A 15,493-nucleotide genomic window follows, 5' to 3' on the forward strand; every position below is an offset into this window, starting at 1 on the left:
CCCTTTTAGTCAAGTCAAATGCTAAAATTTTGCAATATTTTTTAGCTTAAACTCATAAAGTAGATTTTGGATTTTGTCTGCTGATTTTATATCTAAACCAAGATCATTTGATAATATTTTGTAATAAATTTGCGGGCTATCTTTTAGATTAATTGGTGGTGATTTTGAGCTTTTTGAGAGCTTTTTGACATCTTTTAAAAGTAGCTTATGATGAATAAAATTAGCATTAAAAAATCCAAAATTTAGCCTTTTTGCAAGGTATCTTTGAGCTAGCGTGCAAGCCTTTAAATCCTCACCTCTAACAACCAAATTTATACCCATATCCTCGTCATCTATCACGCTTGCAAAGTTGTAAGCAGGAGTAAAATCTTTTTTGTAAATCACAAAATCGCCCATTTGCTCTGCCACAAGCTTACCAAGAGGATCACCCTCATCCACGCTTAGTCTAATAGCGGTCTTGTCTTTTATAAATTTTAGATTTTTATTTTTACAAATTTTAGTGTAAATGCCGTTTATGTAGGCATTTTTTGTAGTCCTTGAACATTCACAGATATAAATTTCATTAAGCTTTTTTAGCACATTTTCATATCTTTGCGATCTCGTTTTAAAGCTAAAATTACGCTCAAAGTCACTTACACTAATTGGACCTTTATCGTATTCAAGCTCCAAAAATTCTAAAACATCAAAGATATTTTGAACAAATTCTTGTCGGTATCTACTAAGATCATAATCATCAATACGCAAGTGCAAAACGCCATTTGCCGAACGTGTCAAAAGATAAGTCAGGATGAAGTTATAAGCATTGCCAGCATGCAAAAACCCACTAGGCGTAGGAGCTATGCGGGATGCTATGCCACCATTTGGTGGCAAATAGTCATTAATCCCTTGGTCTGGCCTCATTTACCCTTAAAGTACGTCCGCCTAGTTCTTTTTCATTTAGTGCGTCTATAGCTTTTTGTCCCTCATTTGCATCGTCCATTTCAACAAAGCCAAAGCCTTTTGAACGGTCAGTTTCTCTATCTTTTACTATTTTTGCTCGCCTTACTTCACCGAATTGTGCAAAGGCTTCCTTTAATTCTGCCTCTGTCGTTCTATACGACAAATTTCCTACATAAATATTCACAGGAGTGTTCCTTAAAAAAATTACCGATTTATTCGGTTAGTGTGATAATAGCTAATTTTCGTCAAAAAGATGTAAAAAATCAAAAATTTATTATATTTTTTTGAAAAATATTCTTAAAAGCTACAAGCTCGTATATATAGAACTTTTATAACTATCACTAAACAAAATCTAATCTTAAGTTTAAAAAGAATAATTAAATAAAAAATTATTTTATCTTTATAAGCTATTTATAAAGTAAATCATTCTTTACTTTAAGATATGATTCATCGCCAAGTAAATTTTTAACTATAAAAAGTGCAAATTCCATTGAAAAAGCAGGACCTTTTGCTGTAATAATATTTTTATCTTTCAATACACTCTTGCCGTTATCATAGCCCCTTTTATTACTTCTTACATTTTCTTCAAATCCTGGATAACAAACAAAATGATCCTTTAGTACACCAGCACCCTCAAGCACCATAGGAGCAGCACAAATGGCACAAATAAGCTTATTACTTTTATCAAAATTTTGCAAAATTGCTTTGAGCCTTGTATCGTTTGCTAGATTGCTAGCTCCTGGGAGTCCACCAGGAAGGATGATCGCATCATAGTCTAGCTCTCTCATTTCACGAAGTGTCACATCGGCTTTTACGTATATATTGTGACATCCCTTGATATTTACATCATTTAGCCCGACAATAGAAGCTATCGCTCCAGCTCTACGCAAAACATCAACAGAAGTTAGCGCCTCTATCTCCTCAAATCCGTCAGCCAAAATCACAGCTATTTTTTTCATGACTTTTCCTTTGAAGTAGTATTGCCTGTTTGTTAATTAAAATTCTATATAATTTTGGCTTATTTCACAAGAAAGGACAGAGCATGCAAGTAAAAATTATTTACTGCAACTCTTGAAACTATCGTCCGGTAGCTTCTCGTGTAGAAGATGAAATAAAAACGAACTTTAGTGATGCAAGAGTTGAACTAGCTATAGGTGATGGTGGAAATTTCATCGTCGAGGTTGATGGAGATGTTATATTTTCTAAGAAAGATCGCATCGGAAATGATGAAGCGAGATTTCCTCACGGTGAAGAGATCACAACTCTTATAAATAAATATCTTAAAGAAAAGTCAGCTTAATGCTAGCTACCGAGACGGGAAACCGTCTCGTTTTTCCCCTATTTTTGACTTACGGTTCTACTATCCTAATATAAAATTTTACAGTTAAAACATTTGCTTATCTCGCTAAGAATTTTCATTATTTTATATATTTTTTTGATTTTTGAAGATTTTATGAGCTGATATTTGGCTATATTTGGATTTTTATAAAATATAAAAATTTTGTGTATTCTAAGCTAACACTGTTTGAAATTTTACAATGTAGAAATGAAGTTTTTGCTAAAGCCAATACTTTTTAAATAGTGACTTTAGCTAAGCATTGAGCTTACTAAACGCAAATTTAGTAAGAAAGATTAAGCTGCTTTATTTATTTGCACGCTCGATATACTCGCCACGAACAGTATCCACACGGATAACCTCGCCCTCAAGTACGTGAAATGGTATCTGAACTACCGCACCACTCTCAAGAGTAGCTGGCTTTTTACCACCTTGTGTATCACCCTTGAAATTTGGTGGGGTCTCAACTATCTTTAGCTCAACTACTTGTGGCACTTCAACGCCGATCGCATTGCCATTGTGAAATAAAATTTCAACCATCATGCCATCGATCATCCATTTTTTAACATCACCCACATCCTCATCGCTAATAGCAACTTGTTCATAAGTAACCGTATCCATAAACTGACAATACTCACCATCATCATAAAGATACTGCATCTCTTTTTCTTCAAGATGTGGTTGCTCGCATTTATCGCCTGCGTGAAAAGTTTTTTCAAGCACTTTTCCGTCGATAAAAGATTTGATTTTCGCACGAACAAAAGCTGCACCTTTGCCCGGTTTAACGTGTTGATATTCTACGATTTTATAAGGAACGCCGTCGATCTCGATCTTTAGTCCCTTTTTTAGATCGCCCATTGAATATGAAGCCATTTTTTATCCTTTCAAAATTTTATATAACTGCGTATTGAGCCCAAACGCAAGCTTCAAGTGCGTTTAGTCTCTCTAACGTTTCTGCTTTTATATGTTCATCAACCAAGATGACAGCAAGTGCCATATTGTGATCATCTCTACCAAGGCGGAAGTCTGCGATATTAATCTTTTCATCAGCCAAAATTTTACTAATCTGAGCGATAACGCCTGGCACGTCATGATTTTTAAAGATGATCATCTTACCTTTTGGCTTAAAGTCGGTCTTAAAGCCATTTATCGTTACGATGCGTTGCTGATTTTCACCAAATACCGTTCCGCCAACGGTTACAATGCCATTTTCAGTAGTTAAGCGAACGGTAATTTTATTTTTAAAAATGCTATCTCCACCAAGGCTAGTTTCGGTCACTATACCTTTTTCATCGCATAAAAATTTAGCATTTACATAATTTATCGCATCACCAAGACTCTCTTTTAAAGCTCCTACGATTGCAAATGTTAGCATTGAATTTGCATATTCGCTAATCTGCCCATGAGTCTCTATGCGGATAGCCTTGATCGCGCTTTTATTGATCTGTGCAGCAAGAAATGCCATCTTGCTTGTAAGATCGATATAAGGCTCAACAAATGGCGGTAGATCTTCTGTTTTTATAGGTAAATTTAACGCATTTGGATAGCTTATGCCGCGAGCTGCTAAAATAGCTTGCTCGACCGCCTCTACTGCGATATTTCGCTGTGATTCAAGCGTATTTGCTCCAAGGTGTGGGGTGACACTTACATTATTTAGATCAAGAAGTGGATGATCAGTTGCTGGCTCTTTTGTAAAAACATCAATACCGGCAAATGCTATCTTGCCACTTTTTAGTCCTTCATAAAGCGCTTCTTCGTTATAAAGACCGCCTCTAGCGCAGTTTATAAGTCTTACGCCATCTTTCATTTTTGCGATCTCTTTAGCGCCTATCATATTGGTTGTCTCTTTAGTTTTTGGCGTATGTATCGTGATAAAATCACATGCTAAAATATCATCAAAATTTTTAGTATAAGTACCGCCCATATCTATGACTTTAGATGGGTCAATATATGGATCATAAGCGATGATCTCCATACCAAAAGCTTTTGCACGAACAGCTACCCTTGAGCCAATATTGCCAAAGCCGATCACACCAAGCTTTTTCTTAAAAAGCTCAACCCCATACCACTTCTCACGCTTCCAAATTCTATCTAGCTTTAGATCATTATGAGCATATTCAAGAGATCTAGCTGAAGCTAGCATATGAGCCATTGTTAGCTCAACTGCTGCAATAGTATTTGCAGTTGGAACGTTCATAGCTATTATGCCACGCCTTGAGCACCCTTCTATATCGACATTATCTACACCAACACCAGCTCTAACAATAGCTTTTAGTTTTTTACCAGCGTTTAAAAAGGCCTCGTTTACTTCAGTTGAGCTTCTTGTTATAGCAACATCCGCCTCACCTAAAATTTTTAAAAGTTCATCTTTGGGAGTATTAACTGCATCTATTACGTTTATATCTTGCTCTTTTTTTAAAAGTTCAAAACCTACTGGATGTATCGCATCGCAAACAATGATAGTTTTCATAATTTTACCTCTCTCACACTTGAGTGGATATCATAAACTCTTAGTTCTAAAATGATATTTTGTAGAAGTTTAGAGTCTTGAGTATTTAAAAATATCTGGCTTTTTGCACCATCTTTTACAACAGTAAAATCGACCTCGCTTTTTCTTAAAGTCTGCATCAAACAAAACATTGAATAGATATCATTTTTATCTATCAAAAGCTCATATGCAGTAATCTTTGGTTTTTCTATTTTGGGTCGGTTGTATTCTATAAAAATTTCATTTACGGACAGCACATAATCTCTTTTTCTAATAGTTGCTAGTTCACTCATCCAGCTAGTATTGCTGGTTGTATTTTTGGTTAAATTTTGCTCATTTGTGATATTTTCTTCATGTATCTGGCTGAAATTTACACTTGCAAATTTAACAAGAGAAATTCCAACCAATCCCAATATTACAAATAGCAGGACAACTACTAATAAAAGTACGCGTCTGCCCATTTATACTAGCGTAATTGTTCTTTTATAATGTCGCCAAGTGTTACTTTGTCATCGTTGTCATTGATCTCATTTAACACTTCACGCTCTTTTTGTTTTGCTAAACGGCGTATGCTTAGGCGAATTCTATTTTTCTTCTCATCGATAAATGCGATAGCAGCCTCGATCTCATCGCCGATCTTTAACGTGCTAGCATCTACACTACCTAGATCTTCTTTGCGGATTAGCGCATCGACATTATCGCCAAGCTCAACAAATACGCCAAACTCTTTAATGTCACGGATCGTTCCTTTTACGATGTCGCCTACACTAAATTTATTAGCAAATGCTTGAACTGGACTTTGTTTTAGATCTTTTAGGCTTAGAGAAATTTTTTGCTCAGCGCTGTCTATTTTGATGATTTTTACTTCTAGCTCGTCACCAGCCTTGAACATATCTTTGCACTTATCATTTCTATCCCAAGAAGCGTCTTCATTGTGTAGCAAGCCCTCAACGCAGCCTACTCTAACAAATGCACCAAAATTTGTGATAGTTGTTACAACGCCTTTTACTACGTCGCCCTCTTTAAATTTTGCTTTAAATTCATCAAATGGCTTTGGAAGTAAATTTTTAAGGCTCACTCTTAAGCGATGTCCTTTTGCGTCTATTTCGATAACCTCAACATCGATCTCTTGACCTTCGCTGATGTGATCTTTTGGATTTTTGATATTTTTGTCCCATGAAATTTCAGATATATGTAAAAAACCTTCAATATCATTTCCAAGATCGACAAATGCGCCATAAGGCTCGATGTTGCTAACTGTTACTTTTATAGTGTCGCCAACTTCTAGGCCATCGCTTATGATCTCTTCCCAAGGATCTGGGGTAGCTGCCTTGATAGATAGAGATAGATGGCGTTTTTCGTTGTCATAGCTGATAACTTTAACTAAAACTTTATCGCCTTCTTTATATAAAGAGCTAGGATTTACTGGGCCTTTGTAGCTTATCTCGCTGTAATGCACAAGTCCATCTACGCCGCCAACATCGACAAACATACCATAAGTTGTGATCTTTTTAACTGTACCCTCTATAACGCTATCGTTTTCTACTATGCTTGATAGGGCTTCTTTGCGTTTTTTGCGGTCGTCATCTAAAATTTTCTTTCTTGAGACAACGATGCTATTCTCTTCTTTATCGACTTTTATAACTCTTACTTTGTATGATTTTCCAACTACGCCCTCAGCGTTTTTAAATCCGCTGTGTGTTCTTGGTAAGAAAAATTCTACGCCATTTGCGTCTTGAGTGATAAAACCACCTTTATTTTTTCCGATTACTTTTACTTCGATTTCATCAGAATTTTCAGGATCGTAAGCTTCTATGAAAGCTTTAACTTTCTCTTTTCTAAGTGCTTTTTTGTGCGACACTATAGGTCTTCCATTTCTTGATCCAGTTATTACAACTTTGATCGTATCGCCAACTTTATGCGTCAGGTTGCCGTTTGCGTCAGTGATTTCAGAAAGATTCAAAATACCTTCTGACTTCTTGCCAACATCGATTAAAACCTCATCGCCATTGATACTGACGATCTTTGCGTCACTATCTTCTTCAGTCTTTTTAAAAGACTCCTCTAACATCGCAGCAAAATCAATATCTTCGATATCTTCGTCTTTTGCTTTTCCTAATTGAACACTTTTGTTCACAGCCATCTTGATCCTTTAAATTTTATTATGCCAGTAGAGGCAAATCGGCTTATTATAGTTAATTGTGGCTTTAGCTAGGATAAATTTTATACTTTTTTGATTCTATCAACAACTTTTTGTATGATCCAGTCAGGTGTGCTAGCACCCGCACTTATACCACACAAATTTTTACCGTCAAACCATGATCTTTCAAGCTCTTCTTCGCTTTCAATAAGGTAGCTATCTTCGCAGAAATTTTTAGATATTAGGTAGAGTTGTTTTGTGTTTGAGCTGTTTTTTCCGCCGATGATTATCATCACGTCAGCCCTTTTTGCTAAATTTTTAGCGGCCTCTTGGTTTTCAAATGTTGCGTTGCAGATCGTGTTAAAAACGCGCACCTCTTTTACATGAAGCATTAAATAATTTGCGATCTGCATAAATTTCTCAACTTTTCTAGTCGTTTGGCTAACAAGAGCGACCTTTTGCTTAAATTTAATACCCTCTAGCTCGCTCTCTTCAAGCACAACATAGACGTTGCCCTTAGCGTATGACTTCACGCCTTTTACCTCAGGGTGGTGCATGTCGCCATAGATCACCACATCATAGCCCTCTTCACTCATTTTTTCACAAATTTGTTGTGGTTTTGTCACAAATGGGCAAGTTGCATCGATCACTTTTATGTCCGTCTTTTTTAGCTCAGCTAGGTCGTTTTTAGTAATGCCATGAGTGCGTATGATTGCTTTTTTCTCATCTTTTAGCTCATTTATACCCTCAAGAGTCTTTACATTGTAGTTTTTTTCAAGCCTACTTATCTCTTCGTTGTTATGGATGAGCGGGCCGATAGTTGCGGCATCTCCAGCATTTTCAGCTATCTTTATCGCTCTTTTTACGCCAAAGCAAAAGCCATAACTACTAGCAAGCTCGATCTTCAACTCTAGCTCCCATTTTCTTTAAAATTTCAGCAAAATTTGGAAACGAAGTAGCGATAAATTCGCTCTTTTCTATCTGCATGCCGCACTTTAGTCCAAGCACAGCAAAGCTCATCGCAATCCTATGATCTCCGTGACTATCGATCGTGGCAAATTTAGCCTCTGAACCATTTATGATAAAGCCATCTTCAAGCTCGCTAGCATCAACGCCGCACTGCTTTAACGCATTTATCGTGACGGCTATCCTATCACTCTCTTTTACACGAAGCTCTTTGGCATTTATCAGCTTACTTTGGCCTTTAGCGCAGGCAAATGCAATGGCTAAAGCCGGGGCTTCATCGATGAGCCACGAGATATTTTCACTAACCTCTACGCCTTTTAAATTTGGCGAGTATCTAACCTCGATATCACCGATATCTTCATATTTGCTTGAGGTTTTGTGAAATTTTATCTCAGCTCCCATTTTTTCTAGAATTTTATAAGCTTCGATGCGAGTTTTATTTAGCAAAATATTTTTTAAAATAATGTGTGAGCCCGGAATGATAAGTGCTGCGACCGCAAAGAAAAATGCAGAACTTGGATCATTTGGCACGTCTATATCAAGTGGCGCAAGTGGAGCTTTCATCGGCTCTAAAGTGATCTCTAGGTCGTCACGCTTTATATCAGCTCCCATACCAGCAAGCATACGCTCAGTATGATCTCTACTTAGCTCTGGCTCACTAAATTTGCAGCCATTTGAGTAAAGAGCCGCTAGTAAAAGCGCACTTTTTACCTGAGCTGAGGCGATCTTGCCCTCAAAACTAAATCTTTCAAATTTACTCCCTCTTATGCAAAGCGGAGCGTTATTTGCGTTGTTTACACCATCTATCTTTGCGCCCATATCATTTAGAGGTTTTGCTATTCTAGCCATTGGACGTGAGTTTAAATATCTATCACCACTTAGCACGAAAAAGCCCTCCTGCGCAGCAAGTAGCCCCATAAAAAGCCTCATCGCCGTACCAGAGTTACCACACTCTAAAATTTCATTTGGCTCTTTTATCTTTTGTGGCGGCATGATCGCTATTTCAGAACCATTGTCCTCAACTTTTGCACCTAAAAGCTGGACTATTTTTAAGGTATTTAGTGTATCGCCTGCTCTTAGATAGTTTCTAATGCGAGAAGGCTTATCACTTAAAAGCGAAAAAATCGCGCATCTATGCGAGATGGACTTATCCGCTGCGATGTCGTCAATAGTTAAATTTAGACTTTTTTCTAATGGATAAATTCTCATCTTATTCCGATATTTAGTTTCTCTTTTAGCTCACTTAAAATTTTATCCATAAGTGCGTTTATATCGTCATCCTCGAGTGTTTTTTCCATATCTTGGAATGTAAATTTAAGGCTAAGACTGATCGAGCCATTTAGCTTTGCATCTTTGTAGATATCAACTGGTAAAAATTCTTTTAGCTCTTTTAGATTTAGCCCTCTTATGCACTCATAAATTTGTCCAGCCTCGAAATTTTCAGGCACAATAAGGCTAAGATCCCTTGTTGTACTTTGAAATTTAGAGTAAGGCACTGCCAAAATTGGCTCAAATTTAAGCTTAGCAAAATCAATCTCGCAAACATATGTTCTTGGCAGATCTCTCTTTGCCTCTACTCTTGCATCAATCCTACCAATATATCCGATATTTTCGCCATTTTGATAGATGTGTGCTTGTTCGTATGGGCTAAGATATGAGATACCCTGGCAAGGCTTTAGCTCAAATTTACCTATGACATTTTGCACCATCGATGCAAATGCATAGAAATTTGCCTCCTCGCCTTTTGCACCGTTTATCAGTGTTGGCTCTTTTAAAAGTCCAGACACAACAAAGCCTAAATTTAAGCCCCGATTTGCATTTTCATCAAAAATTTCTCCAAGCTCAAAAAGTCTAACTGAGCGTTTCGAGTTTTTGATATTTTTCTCGCTTGAGCTTAGAAGGTGATTAACAAGTGTCGGTCTAAGCGTGTTTAACTCATTATTTATAGGATTTAGTATCTTGACTTTGCATGGCTTAAAATTTAGCTCGCTAAGCTCGTCCTCACTATCAAAGACATAGTGCACACTTTCAAAAAAGCCATTATCAGCTGCACGGCGTCTTAAATTTAGGGCGTTTTTATAGTCAAAATATGTCTTATTTAGCCTATTTTTCTCAGAGAAATTTAGTGGTTTTGAGGCGATATTGTCTATGCCTACTATCCTTACGATCTCCTCACAAACATCGTGAGAATTTACTATATCGTGGCGAAATAACGGCACTTTTACATTAAAGCTTTCTTGCTCAACATTTACTGCGATCTCAAAGCCAAGTTTCTTTAAAATTTTAACGACGTCATTTCTAGCAATATCTTGACCGATCATATTTTTAAGCTCAAAAAGAGAGATACTTAGTGTTATAGGCTCGGTGTTTAAAAGCGACTGCTGTGAGCCAGCAAAGAGATTTAGAGCATCTTTAAAACTAGCAAGTCTTTTAAATAAATAATCCGCTCCATAAGCTAAATTTGGCTCGCTACCACGACTTGAGCGATAAATTTGATCACCCTTTGGTAAATTTTTATTTTCAAAAATAGCTTTTGAAACTACATCTGGCTTTACATAGCTAGCTTCTACTAGGATCACTTTTGACTTCTCATCTACCCTTGCTACGTCACTTTGGTAAATTCCAGCAATGCCTAAATTTTTATCCTCGCAATAAACGACACATTCGCCATTTTCGCCATTTTTTATATCAAAAACAGCCTTTTCGCCTTCACTTACAAGTTTAGCGTGATCATAAGCCCTAAATAAAACACCCGTGCAAAATGTCGCGTATTCAAGCAGTCTCTCAACTAAATTTGTCTTTTGACACTCTATTAATGCTAGACGCATGCGAGTTATTAGATTTTCATATAGTCCCTCTTTTAGCTCAAAAGCCTTATACAAAAATGACCCACTTACTTTATCCTCTGCTCGCACAGAAGCTATTCTGCCAATACCTAGTAAATTTTCGCTCTCATCGTCTTCGTGACTATCTTTCATATTTAGATCAAGCGCTGTACAAATTTCTCTTGCGATGCCATGTAAATTTTGGCAATCGCCTCTGTTTGCTGTGACATCAACTTCGATTATCGTATCTTTAAATATCTCAAATTCGCTAAGACTTGTACCAAGTTTTAGCTTGCCGATGCTCTCATCAAGTGGTAAAATTCCATCGTTTACCTTTGGAAGTCCCAGCTCACTTGAAGAGCAGATCATGCCACTTGACTCGATACCTCTTAGCTTTGCTTTTTTTATCTCAAGACCATTTGGCATAGTCGTGCCAATAAGTGCAACTGGCACAAACTGGCCAGCTTCAACGTTTTTAGCCCCACACACGATCTGAAGCGTCTCTCCACCAACATCCACTTGACAAACGCTTAGCTTATCGGCATCTGGGTGCTTTTCTCTACTTTTTATGTAGCCAACCACGATACTCTTTGGCAAATTTATCTCTTTATAACTATCAACCTCTAGCCCAATAGAATTTAATGTCTTTGAAAGTGTCTCGCCACTAACCTCGCTAAGGTCGATCCACTCGTTTAACCAATGCTTTGAAATTATCATTTAAACTGCTCCAACAATCTTAAATCTCCCTCAAAAAGCGACCTTAGATCAGGCACTCTATGAAGCAACATTGCAAATCTCTCAACGCCAAGGCCAAAGGCATATCCACTTACATTTTTATAGCCAACCGCCTTAAATACATTTGGATCAACGACTCCGCATCCAAGTACCTCAAGCCAAGTAGTCTGCTTGCATACTCTGCAGCCCTTGCCGTGGCAGAATATACAACTGATATCAACCTCTGCGCTAGGCTCCGTAAATGGGAAAAAGCTAGGGCGAAAACGCACTTCAACATCGCCAAACATGTGCTTTAAAAAGCCTTCTAGCATTGATTTTAAATTTGCAAAGCTAACTTTCTCAGCATCCTCCACCACAAGGGCCTCGACCTGGTGAAACATCGGTGTATGCGTTAAATCCATATCGCGTCTAAAGACGGTGCCTGGCGCTATCATGCGAATAGGTGGCTTTTGATTTAGCATAGTTCGCACCTGAACTGGGCTCGTATGCGTCCTTAAAAGTCTAAAATCATCTAGATAAAATGTATCTTGCATATCTCTTGCTGGGTGATATTTTGGTAAATTTAGCGCCTCAAAGTTGTGAAAATCATCTTCTATTAGTGGTCCAGTCTCGAGCGAGAAATTTAGAGCTAAAAAGTATTCAATTATCTTATCCATCGTAGCCATCACAGGATGAAGTGCCCCGCTAGCAATAGGCTCATTAAATAGCGTGATATCAGCGGCTTCTTTTTTCATCTTGTTATCTATCTCTTGCTCGCTAAGCTCAGCCTTTTTAGCTTCTATTAGCGCGCCAAGCTCATCTCTTTGCTTATTTAAATTTGCTGCAAATTCCTTTTTCTCGTCCTCGCCAAGCTCTTTTAGCTTTGCAAAGCCTTGCGCCAAGATGCCCTTTTTGCCAAAAATTTCTACCCTGACTTTTTCCAAATCATCAAGCGTTGAAATTTCATTTTTGATTTTATTAACGAAATCTTGCAATTTTTTGCCTTTATAAATTTTTGAGTCGATTTTATAGAAAAAGAGTTAAAATCAAGATAAAGAGCACGAAATTTAAGCACACTTTGATATAATTTTGCAAAATTTCAAAGGAGCTAAAATGACCATATTTGAAAAGATCGTAGCTGGTGAAATCCCTTGCAACAAAGTGCTTGAAAGCGAGAAATTTCTAGCTTTTAACGACATTAATCCAAAAGCGCCGATCCACATCCTAATCATCCCAAAAAAACACTATAAAAATTTCCAAGAGATGGATCCGATTTTAATGGGAGAGATGACAAAATTTATCCAAGAAGTGGCGACCTTAATGGGCGTTGATAAGAGCGGATACCGCCTTATAACAAACTGCGGTGAAAACGGCGGTCAAGAAGTTATGCATCTACATTTTCACCTGCTTGGTGGAGCTAAGCTTGGCTGGAGCGAAGGCGTAGCTGATCCACAAAGCACATTTTAATAACTTCTAAATTTTAGACTCAAAGCATGAGTCTAAAATTTTATTTTCTTGCAGACTTAATAGCTTCAAGCAACTCTTCAAAACCTACTTTACTTGAGTTTTCGACATCTTTTAATATTTCAACGCCAGGTAGATTTCCTTTGTCTTTATCAGCAAAAATAACCATCGCTTTTTCTAGTCCATGATGAACATTTTCATGATGAGCTGCGATACTTGAGAGAATTTTGGCATCTTTTACAAGAGTATTTTTCACATCTTTTTCATACCATTTGCCAAATCTACACTCATGAACATCTTGAATCTTATTAAACTCATTTAAAAGTACGCCTCTATATCCATTTAGCTTCATATTTATATGATCTATTTTTCCATTGCTTACATAGACTTCATTTGTAACATTTAAAGCCTGATTTAGGATATTTTGCGTATTTGCGTTTACGCTTGAGATATTTCCTTCAAATCCACCTAAAATCTTCATAGCATTTGCAGAAATTTTTGAGAAATTCTCACTCATTTCGATCATCGTATTCGCACTTTGCTTAAGGCCATTTATATTCACTTCTACTTCAAGTGTCGCTTTTTGAGTACGCTCAGCAAGCTTTCTAACCTCATCTGCCACGACTGCAAAACCTCGTCCATGCTCACCAGCACGGGCCGCCTCGATCGCAGCATTTAGAGCTAGCAAATTTGTCTGATCTGAGATGTCTTTAATTAAATTTATAATCTCAGCAATCGAATTTACGCTTCCATTAAGCGAAGAAGCGTCATTTGAAAGGTCATTGCTCATCTGGCTTACTTGCTCGATCGAGTTTAAAATTTCAGCCGTTTGGGACTTGAGTTCGCCCGTCTCTTTGAAAGTTTTTTCATTTAGTCCATTTATACTTTCAAGCATTTTTAGATTTTCTTCCATTGTTAATTGCAAGAAATTTATACCATCTTGATAACTTGAAAGCAATAAATTTACAGCCTCTTGCTTATCCTTAGCTTGCTCTTTTGGCTCACAAGTTTTAACGTTTTTTAGCTCCTCTTTAAGTGTTAAAATTTCAGCCTTTAAAGCTTCATTTTCTCTCTCTAAAGCTTCATTTTTACTAGAAAGCTCTTTATTCTTGCCATCAAAAAACATTTTTCATCCTTTAAAATTTGTAAATTACGCGTAATTATAACTCTTTTTACTTAAGCCAATCGTCTAAAATTTTAATTTGCTCTTCAACGCTTTTATTTGCCGTGCCGCCTTTTGAATTGCGAGCCTCTTTTGAAGCGTGAAGATCTAGAAATTTAATAGCATTTTCATCTAAATTTTCATCGACACTTTTTAGCTGCTCTTCATTTAATTCACTCAAATCAAGTCCTAAACTTTCAGCCTTTGCAACAGCTTTACCTGTAATAAAATGTGCTGTTCTAAATGGAATATTTTTTTCACGCACTAGATAATCAGCCAGATCAGTGGCACTTAGATGCCCGGTTTTTGTTGCTTTTAGCATATTTTTTTTATTAAATTTAGCTGTTTTTATCATCTCGTTTAGGATAGTAGCCGAGCTTAAAATGGTTGAGACGCTGTCAAAAACACCCTCTTTATCTTCTTGCATATCTTTATTATAAGCAAGTGGCAGACCTTTCATCGTAGTTAGCAGTGCTACTAAATTTCCATTTACGCGTCCAGTTTTACCGCGTATGAGTTCGGCAACATCAGGGTTTTTCTTCTGTGGCATGATTGAGCTGCCTGTGCTATAAGCGTCACTGATGCTTACAAAGCCAAATTCTTGCGAACTCCAAAGTATGAGCTCCTCGCAAAGCCTAGAAGCGTGCGTCATGAAAACGCTAATGTTAAATAAAATCTCAAGCGCAAAGTCGCGGTCACTCACGCTATCCATCGCATTTTGCGTGCAACCTACAAAGCCAAGCTCACTTGCAACGATAGTTCTATCTATCTTATGAGGAGTGCCTGCAAGGGCTGCTGAACCAAGCGGACTTAGGTTGTTTCGCTCATATGAGCTAACAAAACGCTCGAAATCTCTTTTAAACATAAATGCATATGCTAGCAAGTGATAGCTAAGGCTTACTGGCTGAGCGTGTTGAAGATGTGTGTAGCCTGGCATTAGCGTATCTTTGTGGTTTTTTGCCAAATTTGTAAGTGTGGCGATAAGCTCTTTTATACATGAAGAAATTTCTAAATTTTTCTTCAATACGTAAAATTTAAAATCAAGGGCAACTTGGTCATTTCTACTTCTAGCTGTGTGCAGTCTGCCACCAAGCTCGGCGCCGATGATCTGGCTAAGGCGCTTCTCAACTGCCATATGTATATCTTCATCCTCTATCTTAAAAGTAAATTTACCAGCTCTTATCTCAGCCAAAACCTCATCAAGCCCCCTTATAATCGCCTCTGGCTCATCTTTTTTCAAAATTCCACAAATTCCAAGCATCTTTGCGTGAGCCTTACTCCCGGCAATATCTTCTTCAAAAAGATTTTTATCAAAATTTATAGAGGCATTAAATTCCTCAAGTAGCTTCGAGCTAGCCTCGCTAAATCTACCCTCCCACATCTTTTTATGTGCGTTTCTCTCTTCTTTCATAGCTTTACCTTTAATTAGTTTTGCGTGATTTTAACAAAATAGCACTTA

15 protein-coding genes and 1 pseudogene are annotated in these 15,493 nt (G+C 37.3%); 2 read left to right on the forward strand and 14 right to left on the reverse strand.

All coding sequences use genetic code 11. The features are described 5' to 3' along the window. Positions 1-21: 21 nt before the first annotated feature. The 3 genes from CYP51_RS07530 to CYP51_RS07540 form a co-directional block, all read right to left on the reverse strand. Complete coding sequence (locus CYP51_RS07530) at positions 22-900, reverse strand: glutamate--tRNA ligase family protein (RefSeq protein WP_103624970.1); 879 nt, start codon at positions 898-900, stop codon at positions 22-24. Continuing rightward, positions 878-1,123 carry an RNA recognition motif domain-containing protein gene (locus CYP51_RS07535; protein WP_009294719.1) on the reverse strand — a complete coding sequence of 82 codons (246 nt, stop codon included), beginning with the start codon at positions 1,121-1,123 and terminating at the stop codon, positions 878-880. The genes CYP51_RS07530 and CYP51_RS07535 overlap by 23 nt, the downstream gene beginning before the upstream one ends. Before the next feature lie 223 nt (positions 1,124-1,346). Further along, positions 1,347-1,898 carry a DJ-1 family glyoxalase III gene (locus CYP51_RS07540; RefSeq protein ID WP_103624971.1) on the reverse strand — a complete coding sequence of 184 codons (552 nt, stop codon included), beginning with the start codon at positions 1,896-1,898 and terminating at the stop codon, positions 1,347-1,349. An 83-nt stretch (positions 1,899-1,981) separates the two neighbouring features. Between CYP51_RS07540 and CYP51_RS07545 the strand changes: the two genes are divergently transcribed. Further along, on the forward strand, positions 1,982-2,239 hold the full coding sequence (locus tag CYP51_RS07545; protein WP_258032824.1) for a SelT/SelW/SelH family (seleno)protein: 258 nt from the start codon (positions 1,982-1,984) through the stop codon (positions 2,237-2,239). Between the two features lie 342 nt (positions 2,240-2,581). Here the strand turns inward: CYP51_RS07545 and efp are convergent, their stop codons facing one another. From efp to pheS, 8 genes are all read right to left on the reverse strand, one after another. Then, positions 2,582-3,148, reverse strand: coding sequence for an elongation factor P (gene efp, locus CYP51_RS07550; protein ID WP_021090997.1), 567 nt, complete (start codon positions 3,146-3,148; stop codon positions 2,582-2,584). A gap of 19 nt (positions 3,149-3,167) precedes the next feature. Beyond that, the gene (gene serA / locus CYP51_RS07555; RefSeq protein ID WP_258032828.1) at positions 3,168-4,748 is read right to left on the reverse strand and encodes a phosphoglycerate dehydrogenase; all 1,581 of its coding nucleotides are present in this window, start codon (positions 4,746-4,748) and stop codon (positions 3,168-3,170) included. After that, the gene (locus tag CYP51_RS07560) at positions 4,742-5,224 is read right to left on the reverse strand and encodes a hypothetical protein (RefSeq protein ID WP_103624973.1); all 483 of its coding nucleotides are present in this window, start codon (positions 5,222-5,224) and stop codon (positions 4,742-4,744) included. The genes serA and CYP51_RS07560 overlap by 7 nt, the downstream gene beginning before the upstream one ends. Positions 5,225-5,229: 5 nt before the next feature. After that, a complete protein-coding gene (locus CYP51_RS07565) occupies positions 5,230-6,906 on the reverse strand; it encodes a 30S ribosomal protein S1 (protein WP_103624974.1) in 1,677 nt (558 codons plus the stop codon). 80 nt (positions 6,907-6,986) lie between these two features. Continuing rightward, the gene (locus CYP51_RS07570; RefSeq protein WP_103624975.1) at positions 6,987-7,811 is read right to left on the reverse strand and encodes a 4-hydroxy-3-methylbut-2-enyl diphosphate reductase; all 825 of its coding nucleotides are present in this window, start codon (positions 7,809-7,811) and stop codon (positions 6,987-6,989) included. After that, complete coding sequence (gene aroA / locus CYP51_RS07575) at positions 7,792-9,078, reverse strand: 3-phosphoshikimate 1-carboxyvinyltransferase (RefSeq protein ID WP_103624976.1); 1,287 nt, start codon at positions 9,076-9,078, stop codon at positions 7,792-7,794. Before aroA ends, CYP51_RS07570 begins: the two co-directional genes overlap by 20 nt. After that, positions 9,075-11,411 (reverse strand): phenylalanine--tRNA ligase subunit beta, encoded by a 2,337-nt coding sequence (gene pheT / locus CYP51_RS07580; protein ID WP_103624977.1) that lies wholly within the window; start codon positions 11,409-11,411, stop codon positions 9,075-9,077. Before pheT ends, aroA begins: the two co-directional genes overlap by 4 nt. Then, on the reverse strand, positions 11,408-12,403 hold the full coding sequence (gene pheS / locus CYP51_RS07585; protein WP_103624978.1) for a phenylalanine--tRNA ligase subunit alpha: 996 nt from the start codon (positions 12,401-12,403) through the stop codon (positions 11,408-11,410). Before pheS ends, pheT begins: the two co-directional genes overlap by 4 nt. A 118-nt stretch (positions 12,404-12,521) precedes the next feature. Here pheS and CYP51_RS07590 point away from each other — a divergent pair, with 118 nt between their 5' ends. Then, positions 12,522-12,875, forward strand: a complete 354-nt coding sequence (locus tag CYP51_RS07590) for a histidine triad nucleotide-binding protein (protein WP_072594719.1) — start codon at positions 12,522-12,524, stop codon at positions 12,873-12,875. A 40-nt stretch (positions 12,876-12,915) separates the two neighbouring features. Here CYP51_RS07590 and CYP51_RS10295 read toward each other — a convergent pair whose 3' ends face one another. From CYP51_RS10295 to argH, 3 genes and pseudogenes are all read right to left on the reverse strand, one after another. After that, entirely contained in the window at positions 12,916-13,224 is a 309-nt protein-coding gene (locus tag CYP51_RS10295) for a CZB domain-containing protein (RefSeq protein WP_374048490.1), read from the reverse strand. A gap of 84 nt (positions 13,225-13,308) precedes the next feature. Further along, positions 13,309-13,587: pseudogene (locus CYP51_RS10300) on the reverse strand (methyl-accepting chemotaxis protein); the annotation flags it as partial. Between the two features lie 457 nt (positions 13,588-14,044). Beyond that, on the reverse strand, positions 14,045-15,445 hold the full coding sequence (gene argH, locus CYP51_RS07600) for an argininosuccinate lyase (protein ID WP_103624980.1): 1,401 nt from the start codon (positions 15,443-15,445) through the stop codon (positions 14,045-14,047). Positions 15,446-15,493: the final 48 nt, after the last annotated feature.

This window comes from Campylobacter concisus (assembly GCF_002912895.1).
Taxonomy (GTDB): Bacteria; Campylobacterota; Campylobacteria; order Campylobacterales; family Campylobacteraceae; genus Campylobacter_A; species Campylobacter_A concisus_G.

Excerpts from the sequence above, each read along its gene's own strand:
- CYP51_RS07530 (WP_103624970.1), bottom strand. The coding sequence starts at position 900 with ATGAGGCCAGACCAAGGGATTAATGACTATTTGCCACCAAATGGTGGC.
- CYP51_RS07540 (WP_103624971.1), bottom strand. The coding sequence starts at position 1,898 with ATGAAAAAAATAGCTGTGATTTTGGCTGACGGATTTGAGGAGATAGAG.
- efp (WP_021090997.1), bottom strand. The coding sequence starts at position 3,148 with ATGGCTTCATATTCAATGGGCGATCTAAAAAAGGGACTAAAGATCGAG.
- CYP51_RS07560 (WP_103624973.1), bottom strand. The coding sequence starts at position 5,224 with ATGGGCAGACGCGTACTTTTATTAGTAGTTGTCCTGCTATTTGTAATA.
- CYP51_RS07565 (WP_103624974.1), bottom strand. The coding sequence starts at position 6,906 with ATGGCTGTGAACAAAAGTGTTCAATTAGGAAAAGCAAAAGACGAAGAT.
- aroA (WP_103624976.1), bottom strand. The coding sequence starts at position 9,078 with ATGAGAATTTATCCATTAGAAAAAAGTCTAAATTTAACTATTGACGAC.
- pheT (WP_103624977.1), bottom strand. The coding sequence starts at position 11,411 with ATGATAATTTCAAAGCATTGGTTAAACGAGTGGATCGACCTTAGCGAG.
- CYP51_RS07590 (WP_072594719.1), top strand. The coding sequence starts at position 12,522 with ATGACCATATTTGAAAAGATCGTAGCTGGTGAAATCCCTTGCAACAAA.
- CYP51_RS10295 (WP_374048490.1), bottom strand. The coding sequence starts at position 13,224 with ATGAAGCTAAATGGATATAGAGGCGTACTTTTAAATGAGTTTAATAAG.
- argH (WP_103624980.1), bottom strand. The coding sequence starts at position 15,445 with ATGAAAGAAGAGAGAAACGCACATAAAAAGATGTGGGAGGGTAGATTT.